Source organism: Acinetobacter sp. ACNIH3 (genome assembly GCF_002918965.1).
Taxonomy (GTDB): Bacteria; Pseudomonadota; Gammaproteobacteria; order Pseudomonadales; family Moraxellaceae; genus Acinetobacter; species Acinetobacter schindleri.
Window position 1 is genome coordinate 56,662 of sequence record NZ_PQLP01000011.1, and the last position, 25,384, is coordinate 82,045.

Consider the following 25,384-nt stretch of genomic DNA (forward strand, 5'->3'; position numbering starts at 1 on the left):
CGAAATGGAATAACAGTCAAAAGTAAAAAACCACTTTCTGAATTCACACTTAATAATACTTTTTCAGATTACATAGATTGCTATGATTCCAACCCTACTGATGCCTATAGTGAATATTAGATGAGTATTGAAAATTGGATAGAAAAGACAATAAAAGAAGAAAAACCGCCTAAGGAGGCTTTCTTCTTTGTATCTTATCAAGCCACTGGTGCCATGGTAATAAACTTACCCTATTGTTATTAATTTACTAAAGCTGCTGTAGAAGCAATATGCTGAGCCAGTAATTCTCTGAGTTTAAATTTCTGGATTTTCCCGGATGGCGTCATCGGAATATCCTCCCAGATTTCCAAACGTTCCGGAAGATACTGCATGGCCAGATTATGGGCTTTCAGGAAATCTACCAGCTCATTAAAACTTAACGGTTTTGCCTGATCTTTCAGCTTGATGATTGCACAGGCACGTTCGCCCATTCGCTCATCTTCATAAGCCACTAAAGCTACTGTTGCAATGTTCGGATGTTTATATAGCAATGATTCAATTTCTGCGACCGGAATATTTTCTCCGCCACGGATAATTACATCTTTCTTACGTCCGCAAATCCGAATATAGCCCTGCTCATCTTGATAGGCTATATCACCGGTATCAAACCAGCCTTCAGCATCTGTATCATTTAAATGTGGACGTTTTAAATAACCGCCAAAATTTGAACAGGTGCGGATCATCAAACGGCCGGATTCATTCACGGTTTTGGCCTGACCTTTTTTATCCACGATCTTGATTTCCACACCTGGCAAAGCGATGCCATCGGTATTGAAAGAGCGCTCATCCTCATCTTCAGGTCGAGTCAGCGTCACTGCACCACATTCAGTCATACCCCAAGCGGATATGACTTTAACACCCAGAATTTCCCGGGCTTTTTGCACCAGTGGACCTGGAATCGGTGCACCGGCACATAGGAAAATCTTTAGTGAATCGACTTTATCATGCTGTTCTGCCACGGTATTAGACAGGTCATTCAAAAATGGAGTCGAGGCCATGGTGAAATTCACCTGATGCTGATGAATCAGATCTACGGCTTTGACTACGTCCCAGACATCCTGTAACACCACTGTGGTATTCAGCTGAATCGGCATCATCAGGCCATACATAAAACCGGTCTGGGGCGCCGGTACAACAAAAACTTTGGATTCACCATGCTTGAGCATGAATTCCAGTTCCCGCTCACGAAAGATCGGCATGAGTAGATTCAATACAGCACCGATACGGCTACAAGCCAGGTAAAGCAAGGTAAATTCCCACCAGTTCGGTAGCTGACAAGACACCACATCATTTTTTTCGACACCCAGCTGTTTCAGACCCAAGGCAATTTTATTGGTCATTTCCCAAAGCTGCTGATAGCTGAAAGTCTGTTCAGTTTGATTCTCGACCTTAACGCTTACTAAAGCTGTTTTGTCCGGATTTTTTTCTACGGCACTACGTAAAAAATCAAGAATCGTTTGATTAAACCAGTATCCCTGTTTAAGCATAACCTCTTTTCTGACCGGGATCAAAACCGCATCGAAATCCATTCGCTTACTCCTCATTATAATTTTAGTTCAGGCCTGTGCTTATTTTCCTTAAGCTGGTACAGCCTTACGTCCTGCCTTATGCCGTGCAATAATGGTTTTCATGATCTGGGCTGTTCCATCACCGATCTGGAAACCGAGTACATCCCGCATCCGCTGTTCCATCACACCACGGTCATAACCGGCATGACCAAAGGTCAACAGACATTGATGAATCACATCATAGGCCAGTTTTGGCCCCCACCATTTACACATGCCCGCTTCAGAGGTATGGGGCAGATGATTGTCCTTAAACCACAAGGTTTGCAGGCAAAGTAAGCGTGCCGCTTCAACCTGGGTTTCATATTCTGCCAGAGGATGTGAAACTCCCTGAAAAGCAGTCAATGGCTGACCAAAAGCTTCACGTTGGGCGGCGTATTCCCAAGCTTCATCCAGACTCACCCGGGCAACGGCCAAAACCTGCAAGCCAATCAGTGCGCGTGAAAAATCAAAGCCCTGCATCACCTGCACAAAACCTTTGTTTTCATCTCCCAGACGGTGATTGACTGGCACACGAACATTGTCAAAGAAGATTGAACCACGACCAATGGCGCGCTGACCATGACAGTCAAATCGTGTGGTACTGATGCCCGGTAAATTCATCGGAACCAAGAGCGCTGTCACGCCATGCGCACCATCTTCATTAGCGCCAGTGCGGCCAAACACTACAGAAGCATCTGCCTGATCGGCCGCAGAAATTGAGGTCTTTTCGCCGTTAATCACATATTCATCGCCATCACGTTCAATCTTTAAACGTAAATTCGCTGCATCTGAACCACCACGCGGCTCGGTCAAGGCAATTGAAAAGATAGCCTCGCCTGCAGTGAGTTTTTTCAACCAAGGCTCAACTACTTCAGGCTGACCATGTTCAGCCAGAATCTGCCCATTGAGGGAAGCTAGCAGGTTGATATAGGAAAAACTTAAATCTGCTTTGGCAATCGCTTCATGGATAATTCCGGCAGCCAGTCTGCCCATGCCCTGACCGCCGTACTGTTCCGGCAGTTCAGGTGCAATAAAGCCCATTTCATCCATCTTTTTGACCAGATCACGGTCAAAGACTCGGCTTTGGTCTCGTTCCAGAAAACCGGGGGCAATATATTTCTGGGCAAACTTTTCTGCTGTTTCTGCTAAAAATTCCAGATCTTCAGTAATATAAGGATTCTTTTTCATGAGCCAGTCTCCTTATTTAGCATATTTACAGAATTCAGGCTGACGTTTTTCTTTCAGTGCATTGACGCCCTCACGAGACTCTTCAGTATCGTAATAAAGTTTCAGCGCATACATGCCCATGCCGGCAATACCGGCCTGATGCGCAGTATCCATATTGAAACTACGTTTGGCAATTGCTATGGCAGTCGGACTACGCTGACAGATTTCTTCAGCCCAAGCCTGCACTTCGGCATCCAGTTGATCGGCCGGTACGCATTTATTCGCCAGGCCCATTTCCACAGCTTCCTGACCAGAATAACGGCGGCACATATACCAGATTTCACGGGCTTTCTTCTCACCCACGACGCGTGCTAAAAATGCCGTACCATAGCCCGGATCAACCGATCCCATTTTTGGACCAACCTGACCAAAAATCGCCTTATCTGAACAGATGGTCAGGTCACAAATGGTTGCCAGTACATTGCCACCGCCAATGGCATAGCCCTGTACGCGTGCAATTACCGGTTTAGGCACATCACGGATAGCGGTATGTAATTCTTCCATCGGTAAACCGATCGTGCCGCGGCCATCATAATTGCCATCATGTGCGGACTGGTCACCACCGGTACAAAACAGGCTCTTTTTTTATAAGTTGAAATTATGCCTTTTGTGGATCGTATTGACGGTCTTTGATGAATATTCCGGACACTGCCCCACACAAGAAATAGGCACCGCCCATAATCAGGAAGCCAAGGCCAATCGAACCTCCGCTGGCTGCCGCGCCAATAATCGCAGGGGCAAACATGGCGCCAATACGGCCTGCATTATAAGCACCGCCTACCGCAGTACCCCGAATCGAGGTGGCGAAGCTTTCTGTCATATAAGTGGCATTAATCGCATATGGAATGCCATACAGGAAGCCAAAGAAAATCAGCAGATAGGCAATGTTATCTGGCGTATTGAATAGCACAATCACGGGCAGGAAAATCGCCGTTCCAATTGCTCCAAACGAAAAGACAGCGCGTCTACCCAGACGGTCTGCGGCAAAGCCCGCTAGAATTTTGCCGAAAATCATCGCCACATAAGTACCAATCATATAGCCGGCCATGGATTTAAAATTCATGTGCAATTCAGATTCCAGATATGCCGGCATCCAGTTGTTTACGCCATAGTAGCCAAATTGCAGAAAACCGGCCGTAAAGATCCACAAGATGAACATTCTGCGATTCGCAGGATCCGCGAAAATCTCTTTGACTGTGCTTTTTTTGGCGGGCTGCTGTGCTGTGATTTCAGCTGGGGCATATAGCCGCTGCAAACGTGCACGCTGCCAGGATTCTGGCTCAGGAACCAGTTTCTGGATAAAAATCGCCATAACCGAGGGAATAATGGCAATAAAAAACAGGGTTCGCCAGCCATATTCCGGAATGATCCATCCTGCCAGTACAGTGGCCACAATATAACCGACGGTCCATCCTGCCTGTAAGGTACCTAAAACCGTGGTGCGATATTCAGTTGGAACATATTCAGCCATGAGCGTATTGGCTGCAATATATAAAGAGCCAATGCCAAAGGCAGAAAGAAAGCGTAAAATAGCAAACTGTTCAAAGTTTTGTGCAAAGCCCAAAGCCGCAGTTAATATAGAAAACACCAGAATTGAAATGACCACGGTACGTACACGACCTAGACGGTCACAGGCCCAGCCACCCATAAAACCACCAATTGCCATACCCGCGAGGGTAAAACTGCCCAATGCACCGGCCTGTAAATTACTTAAGCCAAACTCTGCTTTCAGACTGTTTAAGCTGAAAGACAGCAGCAACATGTCCGCGCCATCTACCAGTAGAGCCAGAAAGGCGAAAATGAAAGCAATTTGCTGGGTTCGTTTGGTCGTAGGTTTAATCTTTTCTAATTCTCTAGCTAAATCCGTCATATTTAAATCTCTGTTTTCCTATCCTTAGGTTTTCATGATCTTTTTATATTTAAAGCTATTCCACTAATGAATATGCTTTAAGGCTAATCCGTTTTTAATTCACCTGATTGACTCCTGTTTTAATCCTGTCTTGGAGATCCCTTTTTTCCTTTTTATCAGTGACCTCTTGTTCTTCGTTCATGCTTATATTTGCATCAGGCTAAAGAAAATAAGATGAATATTCAATCATTTTAGATGTTTTATTTTGTTATGCGGAATTTATTATCATAAAGTTGATTGTTCTTTCATTTTCATATAGCTTTTAAAAAAGGGATAAGAACGATATTTCATTTGAATAAGATCGAACAGGGAGCGTAATAATGGGTGCCTTAACAGGATTTCGTGTACTGGATTTAAGCCGGATTTTGGCTGGACCCTGGTGTAGCCAGATTCTGGCTGATCTGGGTGCAGAAGTGATCAAGATTGAAAAACCGGATCATGGGGATGATACCCGTATCTGGGGACCACCCTGGCTTAAAAATAATCAACAGGAAGATACCCATGAATCGGCTTATTACCTGTCGGCCAATCGTGGAAAACACTCGGTTGCAATCGATTTATCTACACCTGAAGGTCAACGTATTATCAAAAAACTTGCTGAACAAAGGGATGTAGTCATTGAAAACTATAAAGCCGGTTCGTTGAAACGATACGGGCTGGATTATGAAAGTCTGAGTCAGCTAAATCCGCGACTGGTATATTGTTCTATTACCGGTTTTGGCCAGTACGGTCCGCGTGCTCAAGAGCCGGGCTATGATTTTATCGTTCAGGGAATGGGCGGCATGATGAGTGTCACTGGCGAACGTGATGACCTGCCCGGTGGTGGCCCGCAAAAAGCGGGTCTGGCCTTTGCCGATTTGACCACCGGCTTATATGCCGCAATTGCCATTCAGGCGGCTTTGTTGTCCCGTGAGAAATCCGGTGAAGGTCAGTATATTGATATGGCACTGCTGGATACCCAGGTTGCCTCCCTCTCCGTTCTGGCCATGAATTATCTCACCTCAGGCAAAGTTCCGGGTCGCTTCGGAAATGCACATGCTAATATTGTGCCGTATCAGGTGTTTAAAGCCCAGGAAGGAGAATTTATTATTGCCTGCGGTAATGATCTGCAATTTCAAGCTTTGTGTCAGGCCGTTGGTCTGGCTAAGGTGGCAGAAGATCCTCGCTTCTTGAAAAATTCTGGACGTGTTACACATCGTGAAGAACTGACCACAGTTCTACAGGCTCATTTCTATACTCGACCGGCAAAAACCTGGGTGGATTTAATCCATGCGGTTAAAGTACCGGTAGGAATGATTAATGACCTGAAACAGACTTTGCAAGAAGAGCAGGTATTGGCACGTGAGATGGTCATCCAGATGCCGCATACCTTACGTGAAGATTACACCTCAATCGGTTCACCGATTAAACTCTCCAAGACACCGGTAGAATATAAAAAGGCCCCACCTTGTCTGGGTGAAGATACTGATGCCATTTTGAATCAATATTTAAGTTCTGCTGAAATAGAAGAACTGAAAAGCAAAAAAGTCATCCAGCAGCGATAAGCCTGCAAGCAGTAAAAAAGGAATCTTGCGATTCCTTTTTTATTTTGACTGTGATCAGTCAGATTTTCTATTATTCCTTAGCAGGCTTTGGCACTCGACTAAACAGTACGAGGCAGTTCACGACGCAGAATTTTGCCTACTGCGGACTTGGGCAATCCAGACACGAACTCAATATATTTAGGCAATTTATAACTGGTGAGTTGCTGCTTCAGATAAGTCATGACTTCATCTTGGGTCAGAGTTTCATCCTGTTTCACAATAAATCCCTTCGGTACCTGACCAGACTTTTCATCATCAATACCAATCACTGCACATTCCAGTATTTTAGGATGTTTGGACAGTACGCCTTCCAGCTCATTCGGATAGACGTTAAAACCAGACACCAGAATCATGTCCTTTTTACGGTCCAGAATGGTGATATAGCCCTGTTCATCCATACAACCGATATCACCTGTCAGAAAGTAACCATCTTTGGTAAAGACCTGTGCTGTTGCTTCGGGTTGCTGCCAGTATCCTTTCATCACCTGTGGACCACGTATGGCGATTTCTCCAGCTTGATTAAACTCTACAGGTTTGTCTTCGTCATTCAGAATCAGAATTTCAGTCCCTGCCAATGGCAAGCCAATCGTGCCACTAAATCGCCGGCTCAAAGGCGGGTTAAAAGTTGCAGTCGGTGAGGTTTCAGAAAGTCCGTAGCCTTCATAAATCTGGCAGCCTGTGACCTCATGCCATAACTCTGCCGTATTTTTCAGAATAGATGCCCCTCCGCCGGTTGTGGTTTTCAGGCGTGAATGATCCAGCTCACGAAAACGTGGATGGTGTCCTAAGGCATTAAACATGGTATTCACGCCCGGGAAAACGGTCGGTGGATGTTTATGATATTGATCCACCAACGCATCCAGATCTCTGGGATTTGGAATCAGGACATTAGCGAAACCACGACTTAAACCGTAACTGAACAGGCAGATGGTAAATCCATAAATGTGATACAGCGGCAAGGCACAGAATACATATTCATCCTCAGCGGCATAGCGGTCACCAAAATGGCTGATAAACACGGTACTGTTCTGGGCAATATTAAATAAAATATTGCGATGGCTCAGTTCCGCGCCTTTAGAAACACCTGTTGTGCCACCGGTATATTGCAGAATGACCGTATCTTCCTGATGTTGTAGAGGTGTTTTAAAATCAATCTTTTCGACTTGATCAATCGCTTGTTTAAAATCAGAAAACTGTTTATCTGGATATTGTGCTGCCTGACGATAAGGAGTTCCTGGCTGATCCTGAATAAAATCCAGCGGATGTGTTGAAATGACATATTTGAGTGCAGGACATTCATCTAATGCTGTTAATTGCTCCAAAGTCTGTCCCAAGATAATCAAGGCTTTAGCACCTGAATCCTGTAGCTGATGATATAGTTCACGCTGGGTGTACATCGGATTCACATTCACCAGCACATAGCCAGCACGAATAATGGCAAAGGTCGCAATTGGATACTGAATAATATTGGGTAACATCACCGCAATACGGCTGCCAGCAGTCAGCCCAAGACTCTGTAGATAGCTTGCCAGTTTCTGGCTATACATATCGATATCGTGATAGCTGAATTTGCGGTCCAGATAGATAAATGCGGTTTTATCTTGAAATTTAACTAAATTCTCAGCAATGGTCATGCTCAAGGTTTTCTCGGGATCTGGCCGGCTAAATTCCGGATTGATATTCCACTTTTTATATTCTTCCATCCATGGCTGACTGCTCATGACTATACTCCTGTCCTGGATTTACATTTATTTTGTATTACTGAAGCTATAAGATTTTGATTACATATTTTTAAACCACTTTCTGCTGTCTCGATTCAACATACTGGTAGTGATAACCGCTACGAACAAAATGCTGATTTTTATCTCTGAACGAATACGCATAATCCGGCCAGACCAAAGTCAGCTTACGACTGACCGGATCCAGATACCAGCTTTTACAGCTTTCCGATAGCCAGACACTGCCTTGAGACAGTTGCTGTAACTCCTGCATATAGCTATTTTCAGCTTCTTGATCTGCTTCAAAAACCTGAATCTGTTCCTGCTCAAAAAACTGCAAGGCATCTAGAATCAGATCAAACTGGGTTTCCAGAAAATAAAGTGCTGAATTATGTCCACTGCCTGTGTTTGGCCCATTCAGGATGAACAGGTTTGGAAAGTTGTGTACAGTCGTTGACTGATAACCCTGCATGCCGCTAGACCATTGCTGCTCCAGACTTAAGCCATGTTTACCGACAACCTTCGCCGCATAAGGTGGACGTGCTGCTTCAAACCCGGTGGCAAATACAATGATATCTGCAGGAAACTCATGGCCTGCTTTGCTTATCACGCCATCTTTTGTGACTTCTGCCAAGGCCGAATCTTCAAGCGTGACAGGTGGTTTTAAAAAGGTGAGATAATACTCATTAGAAAGCAATAAGCGCTTACAACCAGGTTCATAATGCGGCGTAAGTTTGCGCTGTAATTCAGGGTCTGAGATTTGATGTTTTAAAAATTGCAGACAGTTTTTCTTGACCCGCTCGATCTGGCTTTTCAGATTACGGCGCTGGGCAAAATTGTATTCATTACCCCAGAATAAAGCATGTCTTAATGCCGACATACTGTCCGGATCTTTGCGGAAAAGCTGCTTTTCTGACTCAGAATAAGGTCGATCTGGCCGCGGTAAAATATAGGGGGCGCTACGTTGCAAAACAGTGAGGCTTTTGGCCGTTTTTGCGATTTCCGGTACAAGCTGGATGGCTGAAGCGCCTGAACCCACCACAACTACGCGCTGATTATCCAGATTCACCTGATGATTCCAGCGTGCAGAATGCATCACTTGGCCTTCAAATTCTTTCAGACTCGGAATTTGTGGGAGATGTTCATCTGCCAGATGTCCGGTTGCTGTGATTAAAATTTCTGCCTGATACAGACCTTTAGAGGTTTGAATTTCCCAGATGCGTTCTTTGCCATTCCAACTGGCCTTTTCCAGTTGGGTATGAAAATCAATATGGGGCCGGATATTTTCCTGATCAAAGCACTGAATTAAATAACGCTGAATTTCTGCTCCTTGCGGAAAGACGCGTGACCAGTCCGGATTTTGAATAAACGAGAAAGAATATAAATGGGAAGGTACATCACAGGCGACCCCGGGATAGGTATTGTCACGCCAAGTGCCACCCACTTCTGCTGCACGTTCAATGATTTTGAAATCGTGAATACCCTGCTGTTTAAGTCGGATTGCCATGCCTAATCCAGCAAAACCGCTACCTACGATTAAAATCTTGCTGCGCTGTCCTTGAGCTTGCATTATTTATCTCCTTTAAGGCATAGAAGGCTGGATTTTTTGATTGGCCGGATACTGCTGTGGATGCTGGCTAAACTGATTCACCAGTTGCACCACTTCGGCTGGCGTTTCGATATAGAGCGCATGTCCTGAAGAAATTTCGATATAGCGACTGTTCGAAATTGAAGCAAACAGCAGTTTTGCTTGGGCTACAGGCACCATGCGGTCTTCACGACAAGCCACGATCAAAGTCTCCGCAGAGATGTCTGGCAAGGTTGCAGTGATATCAATGCGATAATTCAGTTCACGTTGTTTGGCTGCATCTTGGGAAGGTTTAACAAAGCGTGCCAAATCCAACACCTGCTGTTCGCTTCGTGTAGACAGATAATCATCGCTATACAGGCAATAATTGACAAAATGAGGCAAGGCCGCAGATTGTTCAGTAAATAATTGCTGCCAGATGGTGGTCCGTAGTTGTTGCACCGAGCTGGTCTTGGCCCAACCGGCTAACAGGATCAAACGCGCTATGCGCTGTTTTAAACTGGCTGCTACTTGTGCAGCAATCACGGCACCGAGTGAATAGCCTACCACTGTAATGGTTTCATCTTCTGCAACTGCATATTGAATCAGCGCTTCAACCTGCTGGCTAAAATCAGTCACCTTTAGATCGGCTTTATCGGGGGTATGCAAATCAATGGATAAAACCCGCTGATGAATACCCAGCATCGGAAAAATATAGCTGAAATGCTTGTCGGTATTTCCACCGGTGCCATGAATCAGAATAATGGTGGGAAATGCAGAACGCTGTCCGACTTCATGAAAATTAAGTTGCAGATCAGCATAAGGAAACTGTCGAGTAATCATGTCTAAATCCATATAGACTCCTGATCTTGTTGTTTTATGGTTTATTTAATACCCGAGAATAAATCTCAATATTTGAATTGGGTGAGGATGCAAAAATTATTAAAAAAAAACCCACGACACGAGTATCGTGGGTCAAAAGGTTTAATCGAATTTGAACTCTTCAGGTTCAAGTAAAAACAGGCTTTCACCACCCGCTTGAATATTGGCAAGGTGGGTTGAAGTTCTTGGCAAAATACGTGCAAAGAAGAATTGTGCCGTTTTGATCTTGGCTGCATAGAAGGGATCAGTATTGCCTTCTTCAATTTTCTGCTGCGCAGTAATTGCCATTTTCAGCCACAAATAAGCGGACACGACATAACCAGAGAAATATAGGTAGTCAACTGATGCTGCCCCAATTTGATTGGCAGACTGTTGGGCCTGTTCCTGAATGGTTTTAGTTAATTTCAGCCATTGTTCAGTCAACTGGCTGACTTGTGCAACTTGCTGGCTAAACTGGACATCTTGCTGATGTTCTTTTACAAAGCCCTGAATTTCATCGGTTAATGCGGTCAGTAGACCCAGCTTTGAGCCCAGCACTTTACGCGCCAGCAAGTCAATGGACTGAATTTCAGTGGTTCCTTCGTAGAGGCTGGCAATACGTGCATCACGGGCAATCTGTTCCATGCCATGTTCAGCAATATAACCGTGACCACCGAAAACCTGCATACCATGTTTAGCCGCTTCTATGCCGGTTTCAGTCATTAACGCTTTGGCAATTGGGGTTAATAATGCCAGACGGTCTTCAGCTGCTTTCTTTTCTTCCGGGCTGTCAGTGGCTTCAGCGATATCGGCATAGGTCGCCAGATAATATGCAAGTGCACGTGAACCTTCTGCAAACACCTTTTGAGTCAGCAGCATGTTACGTACAGCCGGATGCACGATAATCGGATCTGCAGGCTGGCCTGGCGCTTTTGCACCTTCAAGTGAACGCATGGCCAGACGGTCTTTGGCATAAGCCAATGCACCCTGATAAGAAGATTCTGCTGCTGCCAAGCCTTGAATGGCTGTACCGATACGTGCCGAGTTCATAAAGGTAAACATGCAGTTCAGGCCGCGATTTTCAGGACCGATCAGGAAACCTTTGGCATTATCAAAATTCAGCACACAGGTCGCATTGCCGTGAATGCCCATCTTGTGTTCAATGGCGCTACACACCACACCATTACGGGAAGCTACATTGCCAGCTTCATCCAGATTGTATTTCGGAACAATAAACAGTGAAATACCTTTGGTTCCCGCAGGTGCATCTGGCAAACGTGCCAGTACGATATGCACGATATTTTCAGCCAGATCATGTTCACCGGCTGAGATAAAGATTTTCTCACCACTGAGGCTGTAACTGCCGTCTTCATTTGGCACTGCTTTGGTACGGATTAAACCTAGGTCAGAACCGGCATGAGATTCAGTCAAGCACATGGTTCCAGTCCAGCGACCTGCAATTAAAGGTACCAGAAACTTCTGTTTCTGTTCATCGCTACCGTGGTGCTCTAAAGTACGCATGGCACCATGGGACAGGCCTGGGTACATGCCCCAAGACCAGTTGGTTGCAGTAATAATTTCAGAAATAGCAATCCGGTATAAAGTTGGGAAGCCCTGACCGCCATATGCTTCGTCACCAGTTAATGAGGTAAAGCCGAGTTCTACATATTTGTCATAAGCTGCTTTAAACCCATCCGGGGTGGTTACGACGCCATCCTGCAAACGGCAACCCTGCTGGTCGCCTGTCGCATTAATCGGTAGAAGTTCGTTTTGGCAAAAGTCCGCAGCGACTTCCAGATATTGCTCCATAATATCCATAGAAACCTTGTCTGCGAATTTTGCATAGCCCTGATATTTCTGTTCAACGTTTAACAGGTCTTTCAGGACAAACTTCATGTCTTTTAATGGCGCAATATAATTTCTCATCGTAATTCCCTTGTATGAGTTCTAATTTGTATATTTATGACAATTAATTTCATAATACGAAATTATGTTTTAAATCCACTATAATATAATTTAAAGAATAAAATCTAGTCATTCGATGAAATTTCCCATTTAAAAATAAAAAATCTTCAGGATGAAAAAAGCCATTCATGGTGGAATGGCTTTTCTATTCAGCGACTTCACTAAAGTTGATTAACGTGGAAAAAATTGAGCTAAACGTTGCTGAACAATCTGCTCTGCCTCCTGCATGATATTTTCGATCAGCGCCTGACAAGTCGGAATGTCATGAATCAATCCCATCACTTGACCTGCAGTCAGTACACCAGCATCAATATCGCCATTTTCTAAAGCGAGCTTGCCTTTTAAACCGCTGACATAGGGACGAATCTGTTCAAATTGCAGGTTTGGATCTTCACTCATTTTCACCACAAGATCAGATACCGCATTTTTGGCAACACGGGCAGTATTCCTGAACTGTCGATACAGCAGATGTGTCGCCCTTTCATCATTATCGACATAGAACTGTTTGATGTTTGAATGGATCGGCGCTTCCTTAGTGGCACAAAAGCGTGTACCCATATTGATGCCTTCAGCACCTAAAGCCAAAGCTGCGACCAGACCACGGCCATCAGCAAAACCGCCACTGGCCACAATCGGCACAGTAAGCTGATCCGCAGCGGCAGGAATTAAAATCAGGCCAGGAATATCGTCTTCACCCGGATGGCCCGCACATTCAAAACCATCAATCGAAATGATATCCGCACCGATTCTTTGTGCTGAAAGCGCATGACGGACGGAAGTACATTTATGAATGACAATAATGCCGTGTTGCTTAAACGCCTCAATATGTTCATGTGGCTTGTTGCCTGCTGTTTCTACGATTTTGATACCGCTTTCAATGATCGCCTGTCGGTATTCTGCATATGGCGGCGGATTCACAGCGGGCAATAAAGTCAGATTGACCGCAAAAGGCTGATCGGTCATTTCTCGGCAGCGTGCAATTTCCTTGACCAAGGCTTCAGGCGTCGGTTGAGTCAATGCCGTTAATGTTCCCAAGCCACCTGCATTAGATACGGCACTGGCCATTTCTGCGGTACCGACCCACATCATGCCACCCTGGATAATTGGATAGCGAATGCCTAAAAGCTCGGTAATACGTGTTTGAATGTTCATGAATGCTCTCCTTAGCGTCCGGTAAATTGTGCAGGACGTTTTTCAACAAAGGCCTGCACACCCTCTTTGTAGTCCTGGCTACTTAAGGCCAAGTATTGCAGGTTTTGTTCCAGCTCCAGTTGCTGATCCATGCTATTTTCAGCACTGCGTTGCAAAGCCTGTTTGGTTAAGGCCAGTGCATAGGTCGGCTGTCGTGCCAGTCGCTGTGCAAGCTCATCGATATAAGCATCAAATTCTGCATCAGGGATCATTTTCCAGATCATACCCATTTCAGCCGCTTCTTTGGCATGCACAGGCTCACCAAGTAAAGTCAGTGCCATGGCACGTGCATAACCGATTAAACGTGGCAACATCCAGGTGCCACCGGCATCAGGAATCAAGCCAATTTTAGAAAAAGCCTGAATAAATCGGGCACTTTCCTTGGCAATGACCAGATCACAGGCCAGTGCGATATTGGCACCTGCACCGGCAGCCACACCATTCACTGCTGCAATCACCGGTTTGGGACTCTGGCGGATCAGGTTAATCAAGGGATTATAGTATTTGGCCAGCGAGCCTTGCGGTGGCAAAGGCACATTGCCGAGCTGTCCAGCACGTTCTTTTAAATCCTGTCCTGCTGAAAACGCCCGGCCATTACCGCGAATCACAATCACCCGAATATCCGGATCTTTATTCCAGTTTTTCAGCACCTGCTGCACTTCCTCATGCATTTGCCGGTTAAAACTGTTGAGTGAATCCGGGCGGTTAAAACTTAAAGTTGCGACGCCTTGCTGAACCTGAGTTTGAATCGTTTCCCACATCATCAATTTCCTTATTTTTTTGCCTGTATCCCTACAATTAATAGCCCTTATTAACATCTACCTGATGGCACAAATCCAGCCCGAGATTTAAACGTCGGTCATTTTCCAGAATCTGTTCCACCACCACAGACATGGGCGCATGTGAGGCGACGTGTGGTGTAACTACGATCTTTTCATGCTGCCAGAATGAATGTTCAGCAGCTAATGGCTCCTGTTCAAATACGTCGATAATTGCACCACGTAACTGGCCGGAATCCAGTGCATTGAGTAGATCCTGCTCGATTAAATGCTGACCCCTTCCTACATGAATTAATGCTGCTTGTTCAGGCAACTGCTGAAATAATTCAGCAGAAAGAATGCCGGTATTTTCTTCAGTGAGTGGCAGCAGATTAATCAGGATCTGACTTTGGGCCAAAAACTCGGAAATTTGTTCTGATCCGACATAGCTTTTGACCTGAGCAATCTCTTTTGGGGAATTGGACCACCCAGACACCTGATAGCCCATGTCGGCAAAACGTTCTGCCACATAACCGCCCATATGGCCAAGGCCCATAATCCCGATCTGGATATGATGGCTATAACTTTGGCGATACTGCTTCCATAGCTGCTGCTTTTGCTGCTGGATCATGCGGTCAAAATAACGCTGGAAATACAGCACGCCCCAGAGCAGATAATCAAACATGCCTTTTTGATGATGTGGATCCAGTACCCGGCAAACGGCTTGATCTGAGCGTACAGCATTTAAGTTTAAATGCTCGACCCCGGCAGCAATTGAATGAATCAGGCCAAGTTCTGGAAGTTTTTGGAGTTTTTCCAGATCTGGAAACCAGGCAGCAACTGTCGTTGCCTGATCAGCTTCCGGGCTGTCCACTGTACAGAAACTGCCAGCAGGCGCATATTTCTGAAAAGACTTCACCAGAATTGCTTCAATATTTGGCACAGTACTGGATATCACAATCATGATGCATACTCCTTATATTGGTGCTCAATCAGGGATAACGCAGCCTGCCAGGCACGCTGTAAAATCGGTTCAATTAAAGGACTGGCGAACTGTTTAGCAGTTTTAATTCGGACTGCTTCTACTGGATAATGCAATTCAGCACCGCCACTTAAGGCCTTCACCTGCGCCTGACAGGCACGCTCCAGAAAATAGATTTCATGAAAAGCCCGTGCAATCGTTTCGCCAGCCGTTAAAAGTCCGTGATTGCGTAAAATCATGGCGCGATGGCCGCCCAGGTCCTGAATCAGGCGTTCTTGTTCATCTGTTGACAATGCAACGCCCTCATATTCGTGATAGGCCACCTGCTGATAAAATTTCAACGCATGCTGGGAAATGGGAAGAAGTCCGTGTTTCTGTGCAGAAACTGCTATGCCATCTGCGGTATGCGTATGAATGACACAATTCAGATGAGCATGTGCTTCATGAATCGCGGCATGGATGACAAAGCCTGCTATATTCACCGGCTTATCCTGTTCATAGCTTTCTACGACCTGCCCTTCATGATTAATCTTGACCAGCGTTGAGGCACACATTTTTTCAAAAGCGACACCATACTGATTAATCAGAAAACAGTCAGGCTGATCAGGGACTCTTAAACTGATATGGGTATCAATTAAATCAGTCATCCGGTAATGCGCAATAATGCGATAAAGCGCTGCGAGTTCACAACGTGCCTGCCATTCAGCATCTGTGACGAGATTTTTTATTGTCATCGTTCCATCCTGGAAAAATATAGCATTTCGATCACTATCTGTTATATCATAATTTTAGAAAAACAGAATATTATTTCATAAAGCGAAATAAATCATTACAAGGAGTTGATATGCCTACATCACAATTAAACGGACTCGAATATCTAACCGCAATTAAGAATGGGGAAATTTCCAGTTCAGCCATGAGTGAAATTATTCCCATGCGTCTGATCTTGGTGCGCGAAAACTATGTGGAATATGAGGTGCGTCCTGATCAGCGCCATTATAATTTACAGGGTGGTATTCATGGCGGCTTTTGTGCAACGGTTCTAGATAGTGCCACTGGCGCTGCCGTGCATACGACAGTAGATGCAGGTGTCAGTTTCTCGACCATTGACCTGAATGTAAAAATGCTGAAAGCGATGAAAAGCGGCGAAACCTATACAGCTATTGGTGAAGTCATCCGGATCGGGCGTAATGTACTGACCTCAGAAGGCCGAATTATCGATAAAGAAGGTAAAGTTTATGCTTTTGGTTCAGCGACTTTATTAGTCACTGCCCGTAAGTAAATCATTACAGTGATGTAATCAATCCCTGCATGTGCAGGGATTTTTATTTTGAAAGAAGAATCCCAATAAAGAATGCCATGCATATCATAGATACATGGCATTAAGACTATGACTAAACTGTTATGCAGCTTCAGGGTTTTTAATCACCATCGCCAAGCCTTGACCCAGACCGATACACAGACTAATCACGGCATATTTTTTACCGGTACGCTGTAACTGACGTGCAACGGTTAAAGCCAAACGCGCACCCGAACAGCCCAGTGGATGACCAATGGCAATCGCACCACCATTTGGATTGACACGCGGATCATCCAAAGCGACCTCCAGACCTTTCAGGCAAGATAATACCTGACTGGCAAAGGCTTCATTAATCTCGATGATATCCATATCGTCTAGCGTCAAACCAGCACGTTGTACTGCCTTTTTAATCGCTTCAATTGGGCCTGCACCCATGATGCGTGGCTCAATGCCAGCGGCTGCAGAAGACAGGATACGAGCCAGAGGTTTTAAGCCATACTGTTCCTGAACTTTTTCACTGCCGATAATCAGTGCTGCAGCGCCGTCATTGATACCTGATGCATTACCCGCAGTCACTACACCACCTTCGAAAAGCGGTTTTAGCTTGGATAATGCTTCAAATGTTGAAGATGCACGTGGATGTTCATCTTCAGTCACCTGTTTAGGCGGTAATTTACGCCCTTGTGAAACTTCAATTGGAGTAATTTCACCTTCAAAGAATCCCGCTTCTTTTGCAGCCTGATATTTGGCTTGTGATACAGCAGCAAAGGTGTCAGCCTGTTCACGGCTAATACCGAATTCTTCAGCCACGTTATCACCTGTTTCAGGCATGCTGTGCGCGCCAAACTGATCCGTGAATTTACGGTTCGGGAAACGTGTACCAATCGTGGTGTCATAAATTTTAGCCTCACGTGAATACGCGCTTTCTGCTTTACCCATTACAAAAGGTGCGCGGGTCATGCTTTCTACGCCACCGGCAATGTACAACTCACCTTCGCCTGCAGTAATGGCACGTGCCGAATCAATCACAGCACCGAGGCCTGATGCACATAAGCGGTTTACCGTCTGACCCGGAACTGTTACCGGCATACCTGCTAACAATGCTGCAAAACGTGCCACATTACGGCTGTCTTCACCGGCCTGGTTGGTGCTACCAAAGATTACATCTTCTACATCTGCTGCCGGAATACCGGTTTTTTCCAGCAGGTTTTTAATGACTGTAGCTGCCAGATCATCTGGGCGTACGCTTGCCAGACTTCCTGCATGGCGACCGATTGGTGAACGTAAACCGTCATAGATATATGCATTTAGCATGAGTGTTATTCCTTTAACTTTCTAATTAATGTGTAGTATGAACAAGAGGTAGACCGAGCTGAACACGGCGACGCAACCACGGGCTTGGACGGTAACGCTGGTCACGAGTAATCGCAGTCATGCGATCCAGAATTTTCAGAATTTTTTCAGCCCCTAATACATCGCCCCATTCAATTGGACCATGCGGATAACCCAGGCCTAATTTCACAGCAATATTGATATCTTCTACCGTTGCAACGCCTTGCTGGGCAATATCACAACCGAGATTAACGATCATCGCCAAGGCACGTTGCGCCACAAAGCCGACGCTTTCCTGAATTACACTCGCAGTCACACCATCCAGATTGAAAATCGATTGAGCCGCTTGGGTCAGTTCAGGCTTGGTCACAAAAGTTGGCATTAAGGTGCGGTGTTTATTCAGCCCATACAGTAGGTCGATACACACCACTTGCTGAGGTGCCAGCTGATAACGGACAGCAGCCGATGTTGCATCTTCACCATAAGTGGCAATCAGGATTAAAGCCTCTGCTGAAGGTGTCTCAGTTTGCTCAATCTGAATGTTGAACTGTTGCAGATATTGCTCAAGTGCCTGACGGTCTTCGTTATATTCTGTGCCTAGCCAGACTGATGGATATTGATTTAACTTTTCAATCAATGCTGGAGCAACATCACCTACTTTACTACCCGAAGTGTAATCATAGAAGCCTTTACCGGTTTTACGACCGAGCTGTTTGGCAATAAAGCGCTGACGGGTAATCACACTTGGACGGTAACGTGCTTCTTCATAATACTGCTGATAAATCGATTCACTCACCGGATGCGATACATCCATACCGGTCAGATCACCTAGCTCAAAAGGTCCCATTTTAAAACCGATCCCATCGCGGTAAATCCGGTCAATCTCATAAAATGGTGTGACATTTTCATTCAGAATTGCATAGGCTTCGCTACCAAAAGCACGGCCGGCATGGTTAATGATAAACCCTGGCGTATCTTTAGCTTTGACCGGACGATGACCCATTTTTGTAGAAAGCTGGGTTAATGCTTCAATAATGTCAGCACGGGTATTAAAGCCTTCAATTACTTCAACCACTTTCATGAGTGGTACCGGATTAAAGAAGTGATAACCGGCAACACGTTCTGGCTGCTTACAGTTGGCAGCGATTGCACTAATCGACAATGAAGAGGTATTGGATGCCAGAATGGCTTCTGGTTTCACAATGTCTTCTAGTTGCTGCATCAGCTTTTGTTTGATTTCCAGATTCTCAATAATCGCCTCAACAATCAGATCACAATCTTTCAAGTCTTCTAGCTGCTGTGCGATTGATAAATGAGCAATATCTTCAGCTGCTTTTTCGTGGCTGAATTTACCTTTATCTGCCAAGGTATTTAATGTTTTGGCCAGTTTGTCCTGTGCCTGTTCAGCTGCCCCTTCTTTGGCATCAAACAGTATTACGTCATGACCAGACTGAATGGCGATCTGGGCAATGCCTGCACCCATGGTACCGACGCCAATAATCCCGATTTTCTGAATTTGAATACTCATGCTTATCGTCCCTGATAATTCGGTTTACGTTTTTCGATAAAGGCCTGCATACCTTCTTTTTGATCTTCTGAAGAAAACAGCATCTGGAAAGACTTACGTTCCAGAGTAAGTCCGGCATTGAGCGGCACATCTTCGGCCAATAAAGCCACTTCCTTTATTTGCTCCAAGGCAATTGGCGGCATTTTTGCCAACCCTTCTGCCATCTTGATTGCTGTAGCAAGGGTTTCACTGTCTTCAGTCACCTGGGACACCAGACCAATTTGATAAGCTTCCGGTGCAGGTACCAGACAACCGGTCATGATGATACGCATGGCATGGAATTTGCCTACTGCACGGAATAAACGTTGAGTCCCACCTGCACCCGGCATCACGCCAACTTTCACTTCAGGTTGACCGAACTGGGCACTTTTTCCAGCAATGATAATGTCTGCATGCATCGCCAGTTCACATCCACCCCCCAGTGCATATCCATTTACAGCTGCAATCACCGGTTTTGAACACTGCGCAATCGCTTGCCAGTAACGTTCAGTACGACGTTGCATCATCTGGATGGTTTCAGCGGTAGCTAATTCCTTTAGATCGGCCCCTGCTGCAAAATCTGTTTCACCGCCAGTAAGAATAATGGCCCGAATATTTTCGTCATCATTGAGTTGTAGAAAAGCTGCAGCCAGTTTCTGGCGCACTTCTGTATTCAAAGCATTTTTTGCTTCTGGTCGATGGATCTTGACCATCGCCACATGTGCTGAGATTTGCTCTACTTGAACCACCTGTTCCATTAAAATCTCCATTTATTTTGTATAGCGAAATTTTATTTTATATAAAACTACGGTTTCTAAGTCTATAAATCAAGAATTTTTAACTCAAAAATTCAAAAAAGTTATTTTTTACTAAAAATAGAGTAAAAACTCTTGTTCAGTTAGTTATTTTATGATTAATTGATTTCGCAATACGGAATTAATTATTTAAAGTAAATTTTGGCTATTCATTTAAGTAATTATTAGCCTTATAACGAAACTAAAAATTAATTTACGTAATAAAGATACTTCGTCGTTCAGTGATTTTTAACCCAGTATAGGGCTGAAAAATCAGATTTAACCTGATTGTTGACGTGGCTAAACCAAAACAGGAGCAGACACTTTAATCAGGAAAAACACTTTTCCGAGAGGAAGGAAAATGGATTTAGCGGTAGCAGAGGAAATGCTACTTTTAATTTATAGAGGATATAAGAATGACAAGCGATACCATCGTAACTGGAGACAATAAAACACCTGTCTCCTCCGAGGACACCATTAAACAGGCACCAAAACGCCTGTGGATGACAGCCTTTGTCTTTGCTTTTCTAATTTTACTCTGTGACGGTGCAGATATTGGCATTTTGGCTTTCAGTCTGACCAGTCTGAAAGCTGAATGGGGACTGACTTCTGTACAGGCCGGTGCTTTAGGAAGTTATTCCCTTCTAGGTATGGGAATTGGTGGCTTTGTCGGTGGATGGGCCTGTGACAAGTTTGGTCGCGTGCGAGTCATCGTATTAGCAACCATTGCCTTCTCGATCTTGTCTGCCTATTCAGGCTTTGCCCAGTCTTATACTGAGTTCGCAATTTTACGTACCCTGTCCTGCTTGGGTTTAGGCTGTTTATATATTGCCTGTAATACCCTCATGTCGGAATACGTACCGACCAAATATCGTACTACGGTATTAGCAACATTAATGACCGGTTTTACCTTGGGTTCTTTGGTCATCACCATGCTTTCAGGCTGGATCATTCCTGAATTCGGCTGGCGTATGCTGTACTGGATCACGATTGCGCCATTAGCCTTAGGTATTCTGATGCATTTTATGGTGCCAGAGCCGGAATCATGGAAGCGTGTACGTGAAATGAAAAGAACCGGCCAGATCGTGGATAATAACGCGAAAAAAGGCAATCCATATATCACTATTCTTAAGGACAAGACCCATGGCAAAATGTTTATCTTGTGGTCTTTCAGCTCTGGTTTCCTGTTATTTGGCTATTTCGGTGTAAGTAACTGGTTACCAAGCTATCTGGAAGCTGAATTAGGCATCAAGTTTAAAGAAATGGCGTTGTATATGGTGGGAACATTCATCACCATGATTTTTGCAAAAATTATCGCAGGCTATGTTGCTGACAAAATTGGCCGCCGTATCGTCTTTGCTTTCGGCACCATGGGAACGGCTCTGTTTATTCCTGTCGTGGTTTATATGCATACCGCAGACAATATTGGTGTACTGATGCTGATCTTCGGTTTCCTGTACGGTATTCCATATGCCATTAATGCAACCTACTTAACTGAAAGCTTCCCGACCGCCGTGCGTGGAACAGCAGTCGGTGGTGCATTCAACATTGGTCGTATCGGTGCAATCTTCGCCCCAATTACTATTGGTTATCTGGCGATGCATGGTTCGATCGGCACAGGCTTGATGGTCATGGGTGCAGCTTATTTCCTGTGTGGTTTGATTCCTGCGCTGTTCATTAAAGACCGTTTATACGATCCGCAAAAAGCAGAATAACTTAACCTGTGTAAGGGCTGTAATTGACAGCCCTCCTCAATCCAAATTTTTATGACTTTAGATATCGAACCTATGGGATTTAACCTCAACTGGATGGTTCCTGTTGAACTGGTCTCATACTTATTCTTCCAAAGTTAGCATCTCTGCATTTAAAAATTAGATCGACAACAAGGAAAGAGCTTTCCTTCTTAGATATCAGAAAATTTCTTTAGGGATTAAGAAATGAAAAAATTAGTTTTAGCGACATTATGTGGTCTTGCTTCAGTACAGGCATTTTCGGCAGAAGCGTCTGAAGACCGGATGCAGTTTCTAGAATCGCAATTAAAGCAAATTCAGGCTGAACTTGAACAACAAAAAGCAGCACAACTTGCGTTAAAGAACCAGCAAGAACAGTCTAAAACAGCGGACTCCAAAAGTTTAAGTAGCGTACTGGACAATGTTGATGTGTATGGAATGATCCGTCTGGATGGTGCGATCGATTTCAAAAGTACACCAGAAGCTCATGGCCGAACCATTAACCAGATCAATAAAGTACCTTTTACTGAACCTGATTCAACCCGTTCAGATTTTACTGCGGCAGCCAGCCGAATTGGTTTCCTGGCGAAAGACCTCGGTGGCAATCCAAACGTTTCCGCTCGTTTAGAAGCCGACTTCTGGACCAATAACGGCAAAGGTGATGGTGGCTTACGTATTCGTCATGCACATTTGAAATATTATAACTGGACTTTTGGTCAGGCATGGTCATTGATGTCCACACCGGAAATCAGTACCGAAGCTGTAGATTATAGTCTGCTCCTGGGCGGTTCAATATTACGAACCCCTCAAGTGAGCTATGCTTTTAAACTTGACCCAGAAAATACCTGGAATGTCGGCGTGGAATATATGGCCGGTGGTGATCGTTCTTCTGCCTTGCCTGCTTTAACCACTAAATATGTGCATCAGTCTGGTCCAGTACATCTATTAGCTCAAGGTTTTGTAAATCAAAAACAAGCTCAGACAGATACAGGTGATATTGAAAAAGTCGGTTGGGGTGTAGGTCTTGGTGGGCGTTATCGCTTTGATGATCAAAACTCGATCCAGGGCAACTATTTCCATATGGTCGGTGACCAGCGCATTGCAGCCTTTTTAACTCAAGGCTCAACATCCGATGGGGCTGCCTGGGGTGGAGATTATTCAGTTGATACAGCCAATAATGAACTTTTGCTCAATGAGTTCAATAGCTTAAATATAGGCTTCACGCATAAATTTACACCAAAACTACGTAGCAGTATTAATGCCAGTATTGTTGATTTTGATGATTCAAGTGATTATGCACGAGCAAATCCTGAAGCCAATAAACGTTTAACTGACTATGTCGCTAACCTGATTTATTCTCCAGTTCCAAAGATTAATCTGGGTGCAGAATATCATCATGGCAAGCGTGAAACCTTTGACAACAAGGAAGCAGATATTTCGCGTATCAACCTCTCTGCCAACTATAGTTTTTAAAGCCTCAGGAGACAAGGATGTCAGCCCAAGGGCAAATTTCACGAAAATTTATGTTTATGATGGCGATGACCTGTGCACTTTGCGCAGGTTGTAACTATTTTAACCAGCCATTAATTTATTCCATTGCAGAGGATCTGCAGATCAGTGTAGCTCAGTCTGGCTGGACTGTCGTTTTAACCCAGATTGGTTATGCCACTGGGTTGTTTTTCTTTGTACCGCTAGGCGATTTATTCGAAAAACGGCTGTATATCTGTAGTTTGATGTTCTGTACCGGATTGGCGCTTATTGGGCTTTCCGCCAGCACCAATCTGCATATGTTGTATGGCTTTACCCTGCTCGCCTCTTTTTGTTCGATTACCACCCAGATTCTGATTCCTTTTGCCGCCAGTCTGTCACAACGTGATAAAAGTGCCGAAGTCGTTGGCCTGCTGATGAGCGGTGTCCTGGTCGGTATTCTGTTTGCCCGTACCGTGGCCGGACTGATTTCAACTTTATGGTCCTGGCATGCAGTGTACTTGTTTAGTGGCTGTTCTATTCTTTTACTCAGCCTCGCAATGTGGTTTCAGCTACCAAAGGCTAAAACCCAATTGCAGATGAGTATTTTACAAATTTATGGCTCATTATTTACCTTTGCCAAGACAGAACCTATGTTGATCCGACGTAGTATGATTGGCAGTCTGGGCTTCGGCATGCTGAGTATTATTTTTACGACCATGACCTTTATACTGGCAGAAGCACCCTATCATTTTAATGATTTTCAGATTGGACTCATGGGCATTGTCGGTGTAGTCGGAATCTGGTCTTCTCAATGGACCGGTAAAATGATTGGTAGGCATCGGGAAAAATGGATTGCGCACCTGGCCACATGCGGACTGATTTTGGCGTGGATTCCCTTGTTCTTTGCCCAGAACTATTTATGGATTTATATCTTGGGATTAATTCTGGCCTATTTCGGAATTTCCTGTTTGCATGTCTTGAACCAGAATCTGGTCTATCGAATTTCAATACAGGCCCGTTCGCGAATTAATGCCATCTATATGACCTGTTATTTTTCAGGTGCCGGTCTGGGCGCGTTTTTGTCATTACATTTATGGAAAATGTATGGCTGGCCAGCTTGTGTCACATTGGGATTTATCTTTGCCCTGCTCATATTTGGTATTAACCGCTATGACTTAAGCCGCGAACGCAATCTGGTCAATATACAGTCCTAATCATACATAATCTAAAATTTAATACTGTGAACTCATAGAATATTAGTTTAAGTTCACAAAGGCTTCTTTCATAAATCTTTTTTTAATCATTAAGAAGAAATTCCCTCATCCTAACCTTCTCCCAGAGGGAGAAGGAACTTTCAAAATTCATTAAATATGAAGATGACGATCATTTTTTGGTTTATGAAAGATATTTAAAGTATTTGACATATTAGCCCTGTGTTTCTATTTAGAATTATATGCTGGAAAATAAAGGACAGGATTATCCAGCATAAGAAGAACTCTCTTCTACCAGAATCCTTTTCGATTATTTTATTTAATCTTTTGATATTTAAAAATTTAACCTGATTTAAAATCTTAATATTTGTATAAATCCTTTTAAACTTTCTTTTGATTAAGAGTTTTAAATAACTCAGTTGAGTAACAAACTACCTATTTTTTAAGTTCTTTGACTGTTAGCATAAAAAATATCTTATAAAAAAACGCAGCCTAAGCTGCGATTTGTAAAAATGGTTTCATTTCTTGGTGGTGTTTCAAAAAGTATGCTGGCATTAAACGAATCCATTATTGATATAAAAGAACACTAAATCAAAGGCTTTGAAATGATTTTCAAGCTTTTTGGAGAAGTTGCAGCTTCTCCTAAAGCCTCGC

The 25,384-nt window shown here is 44.2% G+C and carries 19 protein-coding genes and 2 pseudogenes; 5 read left to right on the forward strand and 16 right to left on the reverse strand.

Features of this window, described 5'->3' with window-relative positions; genetic code table 11:
• Positions 1-239: 239 nt before the first annotated feature.
• The 4 genes and pseudogenes from C3420_RS07030 to C3420_RS07045 all read right to left on the reverse strand — a co-directional run bounded on the left by C3420_RS07030 (position 240) and on the right by C3420_RS07045 (position 4,683).
• Positions 240-1,568: an AMP-binding protein gene (locus tag C3420_RS07030; RefSeq protein WP_103800023.1), complete on the reverse strand. Its 1,329-nt coding sequence runs from the start codon at positions 1,566-1,568 to the stop codon at positions 240-242.
• 48 nt (positions 1,569-1,616) lie between these two features.
• A complete protein-coding gene (gene aliB / locus C3420_RS07035; protein WP_103800024.1) occupies positions 1,617-2,774 on the reverse strand; it encodes a cyclohexanecarboxyl-CoA dehydrogenase in 1,158 nt (385 codons plus the stop codon).
• Between the two features lie 12 nt (positions 2,775-2,786).
• Positions 2,787-3,386, reverse strand: a pseudogene (locus tag C3420_RS07040) (enoyl-CoA hydratase-related protein); the annotation flags it as partial.
• A 25-nt stretch (positions 3,387-3,411) separates the two neighbouring features.
• Positions 3,412-4,683, reverse strand: coding sequence for an MFS transporter (locus C3420_RS07045; RefSeq protein WP_103800025.1), 1,272 nt, complete (start codon positions 4,681-4,683; stop codon positions 3,412-3,414).
• A gap of 359 nt (positions 4,684-5,042) precedes the next feature.
• On the opposite strand from C3420_RS07045, the gene C3420_RS07050 reads away from it, so the two are divergent.
• Positions 5,043-6,266 (forward strand): CaiB/BaiF CoA transferase family protein, encoded by a 1,224-nt coding sequence (locus C3420_RS07050; RefSeq protein ID WP_103800026.1) that lies wholly within the window; start codon positions 5,043-5,045, stop codon positions 6,264-6,266.
• A 98-nt stretch (positions 6,267-6,364) separates the two neighbouring features.
• Here the strand turns inward: C3420_RS07050 and C3420_RS07055 are convergent, their stop codons facing one another.
• From C3420_RS07055 to C3420_RS07090, 8 genes are all read right to left on the reverse strand, one after another.
• Positions 6,365-8,026, reverse strand: a complete 1,662-nt coding sequence (locus tag C3420_RS07055; protein ID WP_103800027.1) for an AMP-binding protein — start codon at positions 8,024-8,026, stop codon at positions 6,365-6,367.
• A gap of 70 nt (positions 8,027-8,096) precedes the next feature.
• Positions 8,097-9,593, reverse strand: a complete 1,497-nt coding sequence (locus tag C3420_RS07060; protein WP_103800028.1) for a flavin-containing monooxygenase — start codon at positions 9,591-9,593, stop codon at positions 8,097-8,099.
• A 12-nt stretch (positions 9,594-9,605) separates the two neighbouring features.
• Complete coding sequence (locus C3420_RS07065; protein WP_103800029.1) at positions 9,606-10,445, reverse strand: alpha/beta fold hydrolase; 840 nt, start codon at positions 10,443-10,445, stop codon at positions 9,606-9,608.
• A 129-nt stretch (positions 10,446-10,574) separates the two neighbouring features.
• A complete protein-coding gene (locus C3420_RS07070) occupies positions 10,575-12,377 on the reverse strand; it encodes an acyl-CoA dehydrogenase C-terminal domain-containing protein (protein WP_103800030.1) in 1,803 nt (600 codons plus the stop codon).
• 210 nt (positions 12,378-12,587) lie between these two features.
• On the reverse strand, positions 12,588-13,568 hold the full coding sequence (locus tag C3420_RS07075; RefSeq protein ID WP_103800031.1) for an NAD(P)H-dependent flavin oxidoreductase: 981 nt from the start codon (positions 13,566-13,568) through the stop codon (positions 12,588-12,590).
• Between the two features lie 11 nt (positions 13,569-13,579).
• Entirely contained in the window at positions 13,580-14,368 is a 789-nt protein-coding gene (locus C3420_RS07080; protein ID WP_103800032.1) for an enoyl-CoA hydratase-related protein, read from the reverse strand.
• A gap of 37 nt (positions 14,369-14,405) precedes the next feature.
• Positions 14,406-15,329 carry a 2-hydroxyacid dehydrogenase gene (locus C3420_RS07085; protein WP_103800033.1) on the reverse strand — a complete coding sequence of 308 codons (924 nt, stop codon included), beginning with the start codon at positions 15,327-15,329 and terminating at the stop codon, positions 14,406-14,408.
• Positions 15,326-16,081 (reverse strand): class II aldolase/adducin family protein, encoded by a 756-nt coding sequence (locus C3420_RS07090; RefSeq protein ID WP_103800034.1) that lies wholly within the window; start codon positions 16,079-16,081, stop codon positions 15,326-15,328. Before C3420_RS07090 ends, C3420_RS07085 begins: the two co-directional genes overlap by 4 nt.
• A gap of 110 nt (positions 16,082-16,191) precedes the next feature.
• Between C3420_RS07090 and C3420_RS07095 the strand changes: the two genes are divergently transcribed.
• Positions 16,192-16,629, forward strand: coding sequence for a PaaI family thioesterase (locus C3420_RS07095; protein ID WP_103800035.1), 438 nt, complete (start codon positions 16,192-16,194; stop codon positions 16,627-16,629).
• 120 nt (positions 16,630-16,749) lie between these two features.
• On the opposite strand, the gene C3420_RS07100 is transcribed toward C3420_RS07095, so the two are convergent.
• Genes C3420_RS07100 through C3420_RS07110 form a run of 3 tightly spaced genes read right to left on the reverse strand, consistent with a single transcriptional unit; the run spans position 16,750 to position 20,283 of the window.
• The gene (locus C3420_RS07100; RefSeq protein WP_103800036.1) at positions 16,750-17,961 is read right to left on the reverse strand and encodes a 3-oxoadipyl-CoA thiolase; all 1,212 of its coding nucleotides are present in this window, start codon (positions 17,959-17,961) and stop codon (positions 16,750-16,752) included.
• Between the two features lie 25 nt (positions 17,962-17,986).
• On the reverse strand, positions 17,987-19,507 hold the full coding sequence (locus tag C3420_RS07105) for a 3-hydroxyacyl-CoA dehydrogenase (protein ID WP_103800037.1): 1,521 nt from the start codon (positions 19,505-19,507) through the stop codon (positions 17,987-17,989).
• Between the two features lie 2 nt (positions 19,508-19,509).
• Positions 19,510-20,283: an enoyl-CoA hydratase gene (locus tag C3420_RS07110; protein WP_005222169.1), complete on the reverse strand. Its 774-nt coding sequence runs from the start codon at positions 20,281-20,283 to the stop codon at positions 19,510-19,512.
• A 452-nt stretch (positions 20,284-20,735) separates the two neighbouring features.
• Between C3420_RS07110 and C3420_RS07115 the strand changes: the two genes are divergently transcribed.
• The 3 genes from C3420_RS07115 (at position 20,736) to C3420_RS07125 (ending at position 24,733) form a co-directional block, all read left to right on the forward strand.
• Complete coding sequence (locus tag C3420_RS07115; protein WP_005222173.1) at positions 20,736-22,034, forward strand: MFS transporter; 1,299 nt, start codon at positions 20,736-20,738, stop codon at positions 22,032-22,034.
• A 222-nt stretch (positions 22,035-22,256) separates the two neighbouring features.
• Positions 22,257-23,522: a DcaP family trimeric outer membrane transporter gene (locus C3420_RS07120; protein WP_048880905.1), complete on the forward strand. Its 1,266-nt coding sequence runs from the start codon at positions 22,257-22,259 to the stop codon at positions 23,520-23,522.
• Positions 23,523-23,539: 17 nt separating this feature from the next.
• Positions 23,540-24,733 (forward strand): MFS transporter, encoded by a 1,194-nt coding sequence (locus C3420_RS07125; RefSeq protein ID WP_048880906.1) that lies wholly within the window; start codon positions 23,540-23,542, stop codon positions 24,731-24,733.
• 551 nt (positions 24,734-25,284) lie between these two features.
• On the opposite strand, the pseudogene C3420_RS07130 reads toward C3420_RS07125, so the two are convergent.
• A pseudogene (locus C3420_RS07130) lies at positions 25,285-25,384 on the reverse strand (IS1 family transposase); the annotation flags it as partial.

Excerpts from the sequence above, each read along its gene's own strand:
- C3420_RS07030 (WP_103800023.1), bottom strand. The coding sequence starts at position 1,568 with ATGGATTTCGATGCGGTTTTGATCCCGGTCAGAAAAGAGGTTATGCTT.
- aliB (WP_103800024.1), bottom strand. The coding sequence starts at position 2,774 with ATGAAAAAGAATCCTTATATTACTGAAGATCTGGAATTTTTAGCAGAA.
- C3420_RS07045 (WP_103800025.1), bottom strand. The coding sequence starts at position 4,683 with ATGACGGATTTAGCTAGAGAATTAGAAAAGATTAAACCTACGACCAAA.
- C3420_RS07050 (WP_103800026.1), top strand. The coding sequence starts at position 5,043 with ATGGGTGCCTTAACAGGATTTCGTGTACTGGATTTAAGCCGGATTTTG.
- C3420_RS07055 (WP_103800027.1), bottom strand. The coding sequence starts at position 8,026 with ATGAGCAGTCAGCCATGGATGGAAGAATATAAAAAGTGGAATATCAAT.
- C3420_RS07060 (WP_103800028.1), bottom strand. The coding sequence starts at position 9,593 with ATGCAAGCTCAAGGACAGCGCAGCAAGATTTTAATCGTAGGTAGCGGT.
- C3420_RS07065 (WP_103800029.1), bottom strand. The coding sequence starts at position 10,445 with ATGGATTTAGACATGATTACTCGACAGTTTCCTTATGCTGATCTGCAA.
- C3420_RS07070 (WP_103800030.1), bottom strand. The coding sequence starts at position 12,377 with ATGAGAAATTATATTGCGCCATTAAAAGACATGAAGTTTGTCCTGAAA.
- C3420_RS07075 (WP_103800031.1), bottom strand. The coding sequence starts at position 13,568 with ATGAACATTCAAACACGTATTACCGAGCTTTTAGGCATTCGCTATCCA.
- C3420_RS07080 (WP_103800032.1), bottom strand. The coding sequence starts at position 14,368 with ATGTGGGAAACGATTCAAACTCAGGTTCAGCAAGGCGTCGCAACTTTA.
- C3420_RS07085 (WP_103800033.1), bottom strand. The coding sequence starts at position 15,329 with ATGATTGTGATATCCAGTACTGTGCCAAATATTGAAGCAATTCTGGTG.
- C3420_RS07090 (WP_103800034.1), bottom strand. The coding sequence starts at position 16,081 with ATGACAATAAAAAATCTCGTCACAGATGCTGAATGGCAGGCACGTTGT.
- C3420_RS07095 (WP_103800035.1), top strand. The coding sequence starts at position 16,192 with ATGCCTACATCACAATTAAACGGACTCGAATATCTAACCGCAATTAAG.
- C3420_RS07100 (WP_103800036.1), bottom strand. The coding sequence starts at position 17,961 with ATGCTAAATGCATATATCTATGACGGTTTACGTTCACCAATCGGTCGC.
- C3420_RS07105 (WP_103800037.1), bottom strand. The coding sequence starts at position 19,507 with ATGAGTATTCAAATTCAGAAAATCGGGATTATTGGCGTCGGTACCATG.
- C3420_RS07110 (WP_005222169.1), bottom strand. The coding sequence starts at position 20,283 with ATGGAACAGGTGGTTCAAGTAGAGCAAATCTCAGCACATGTGGCGATG.
- C3420_RS07115 (WP_005222173.1), top strand. The coding sequence starts at position 20,736 with ATGACAAGCGATACCATCGTAACTGGAGACAATAAAACACCTGTCTCC.
- C3420_RS07120 (WP_048880905.1), top strand. The coding sequence starts at position 22,257 with ATGAAAAAATTAGTTTTAGCGACATTATGTGGTCTTGCTTCAGTACAG.
- C3420_RS07125 (WP_048880906.1), top strand. The coding sequence starts at position 23,540 with ATGTCAGCCCAAGGGCAAATTTCACGAAAATTTATGTTTATGATGGCG.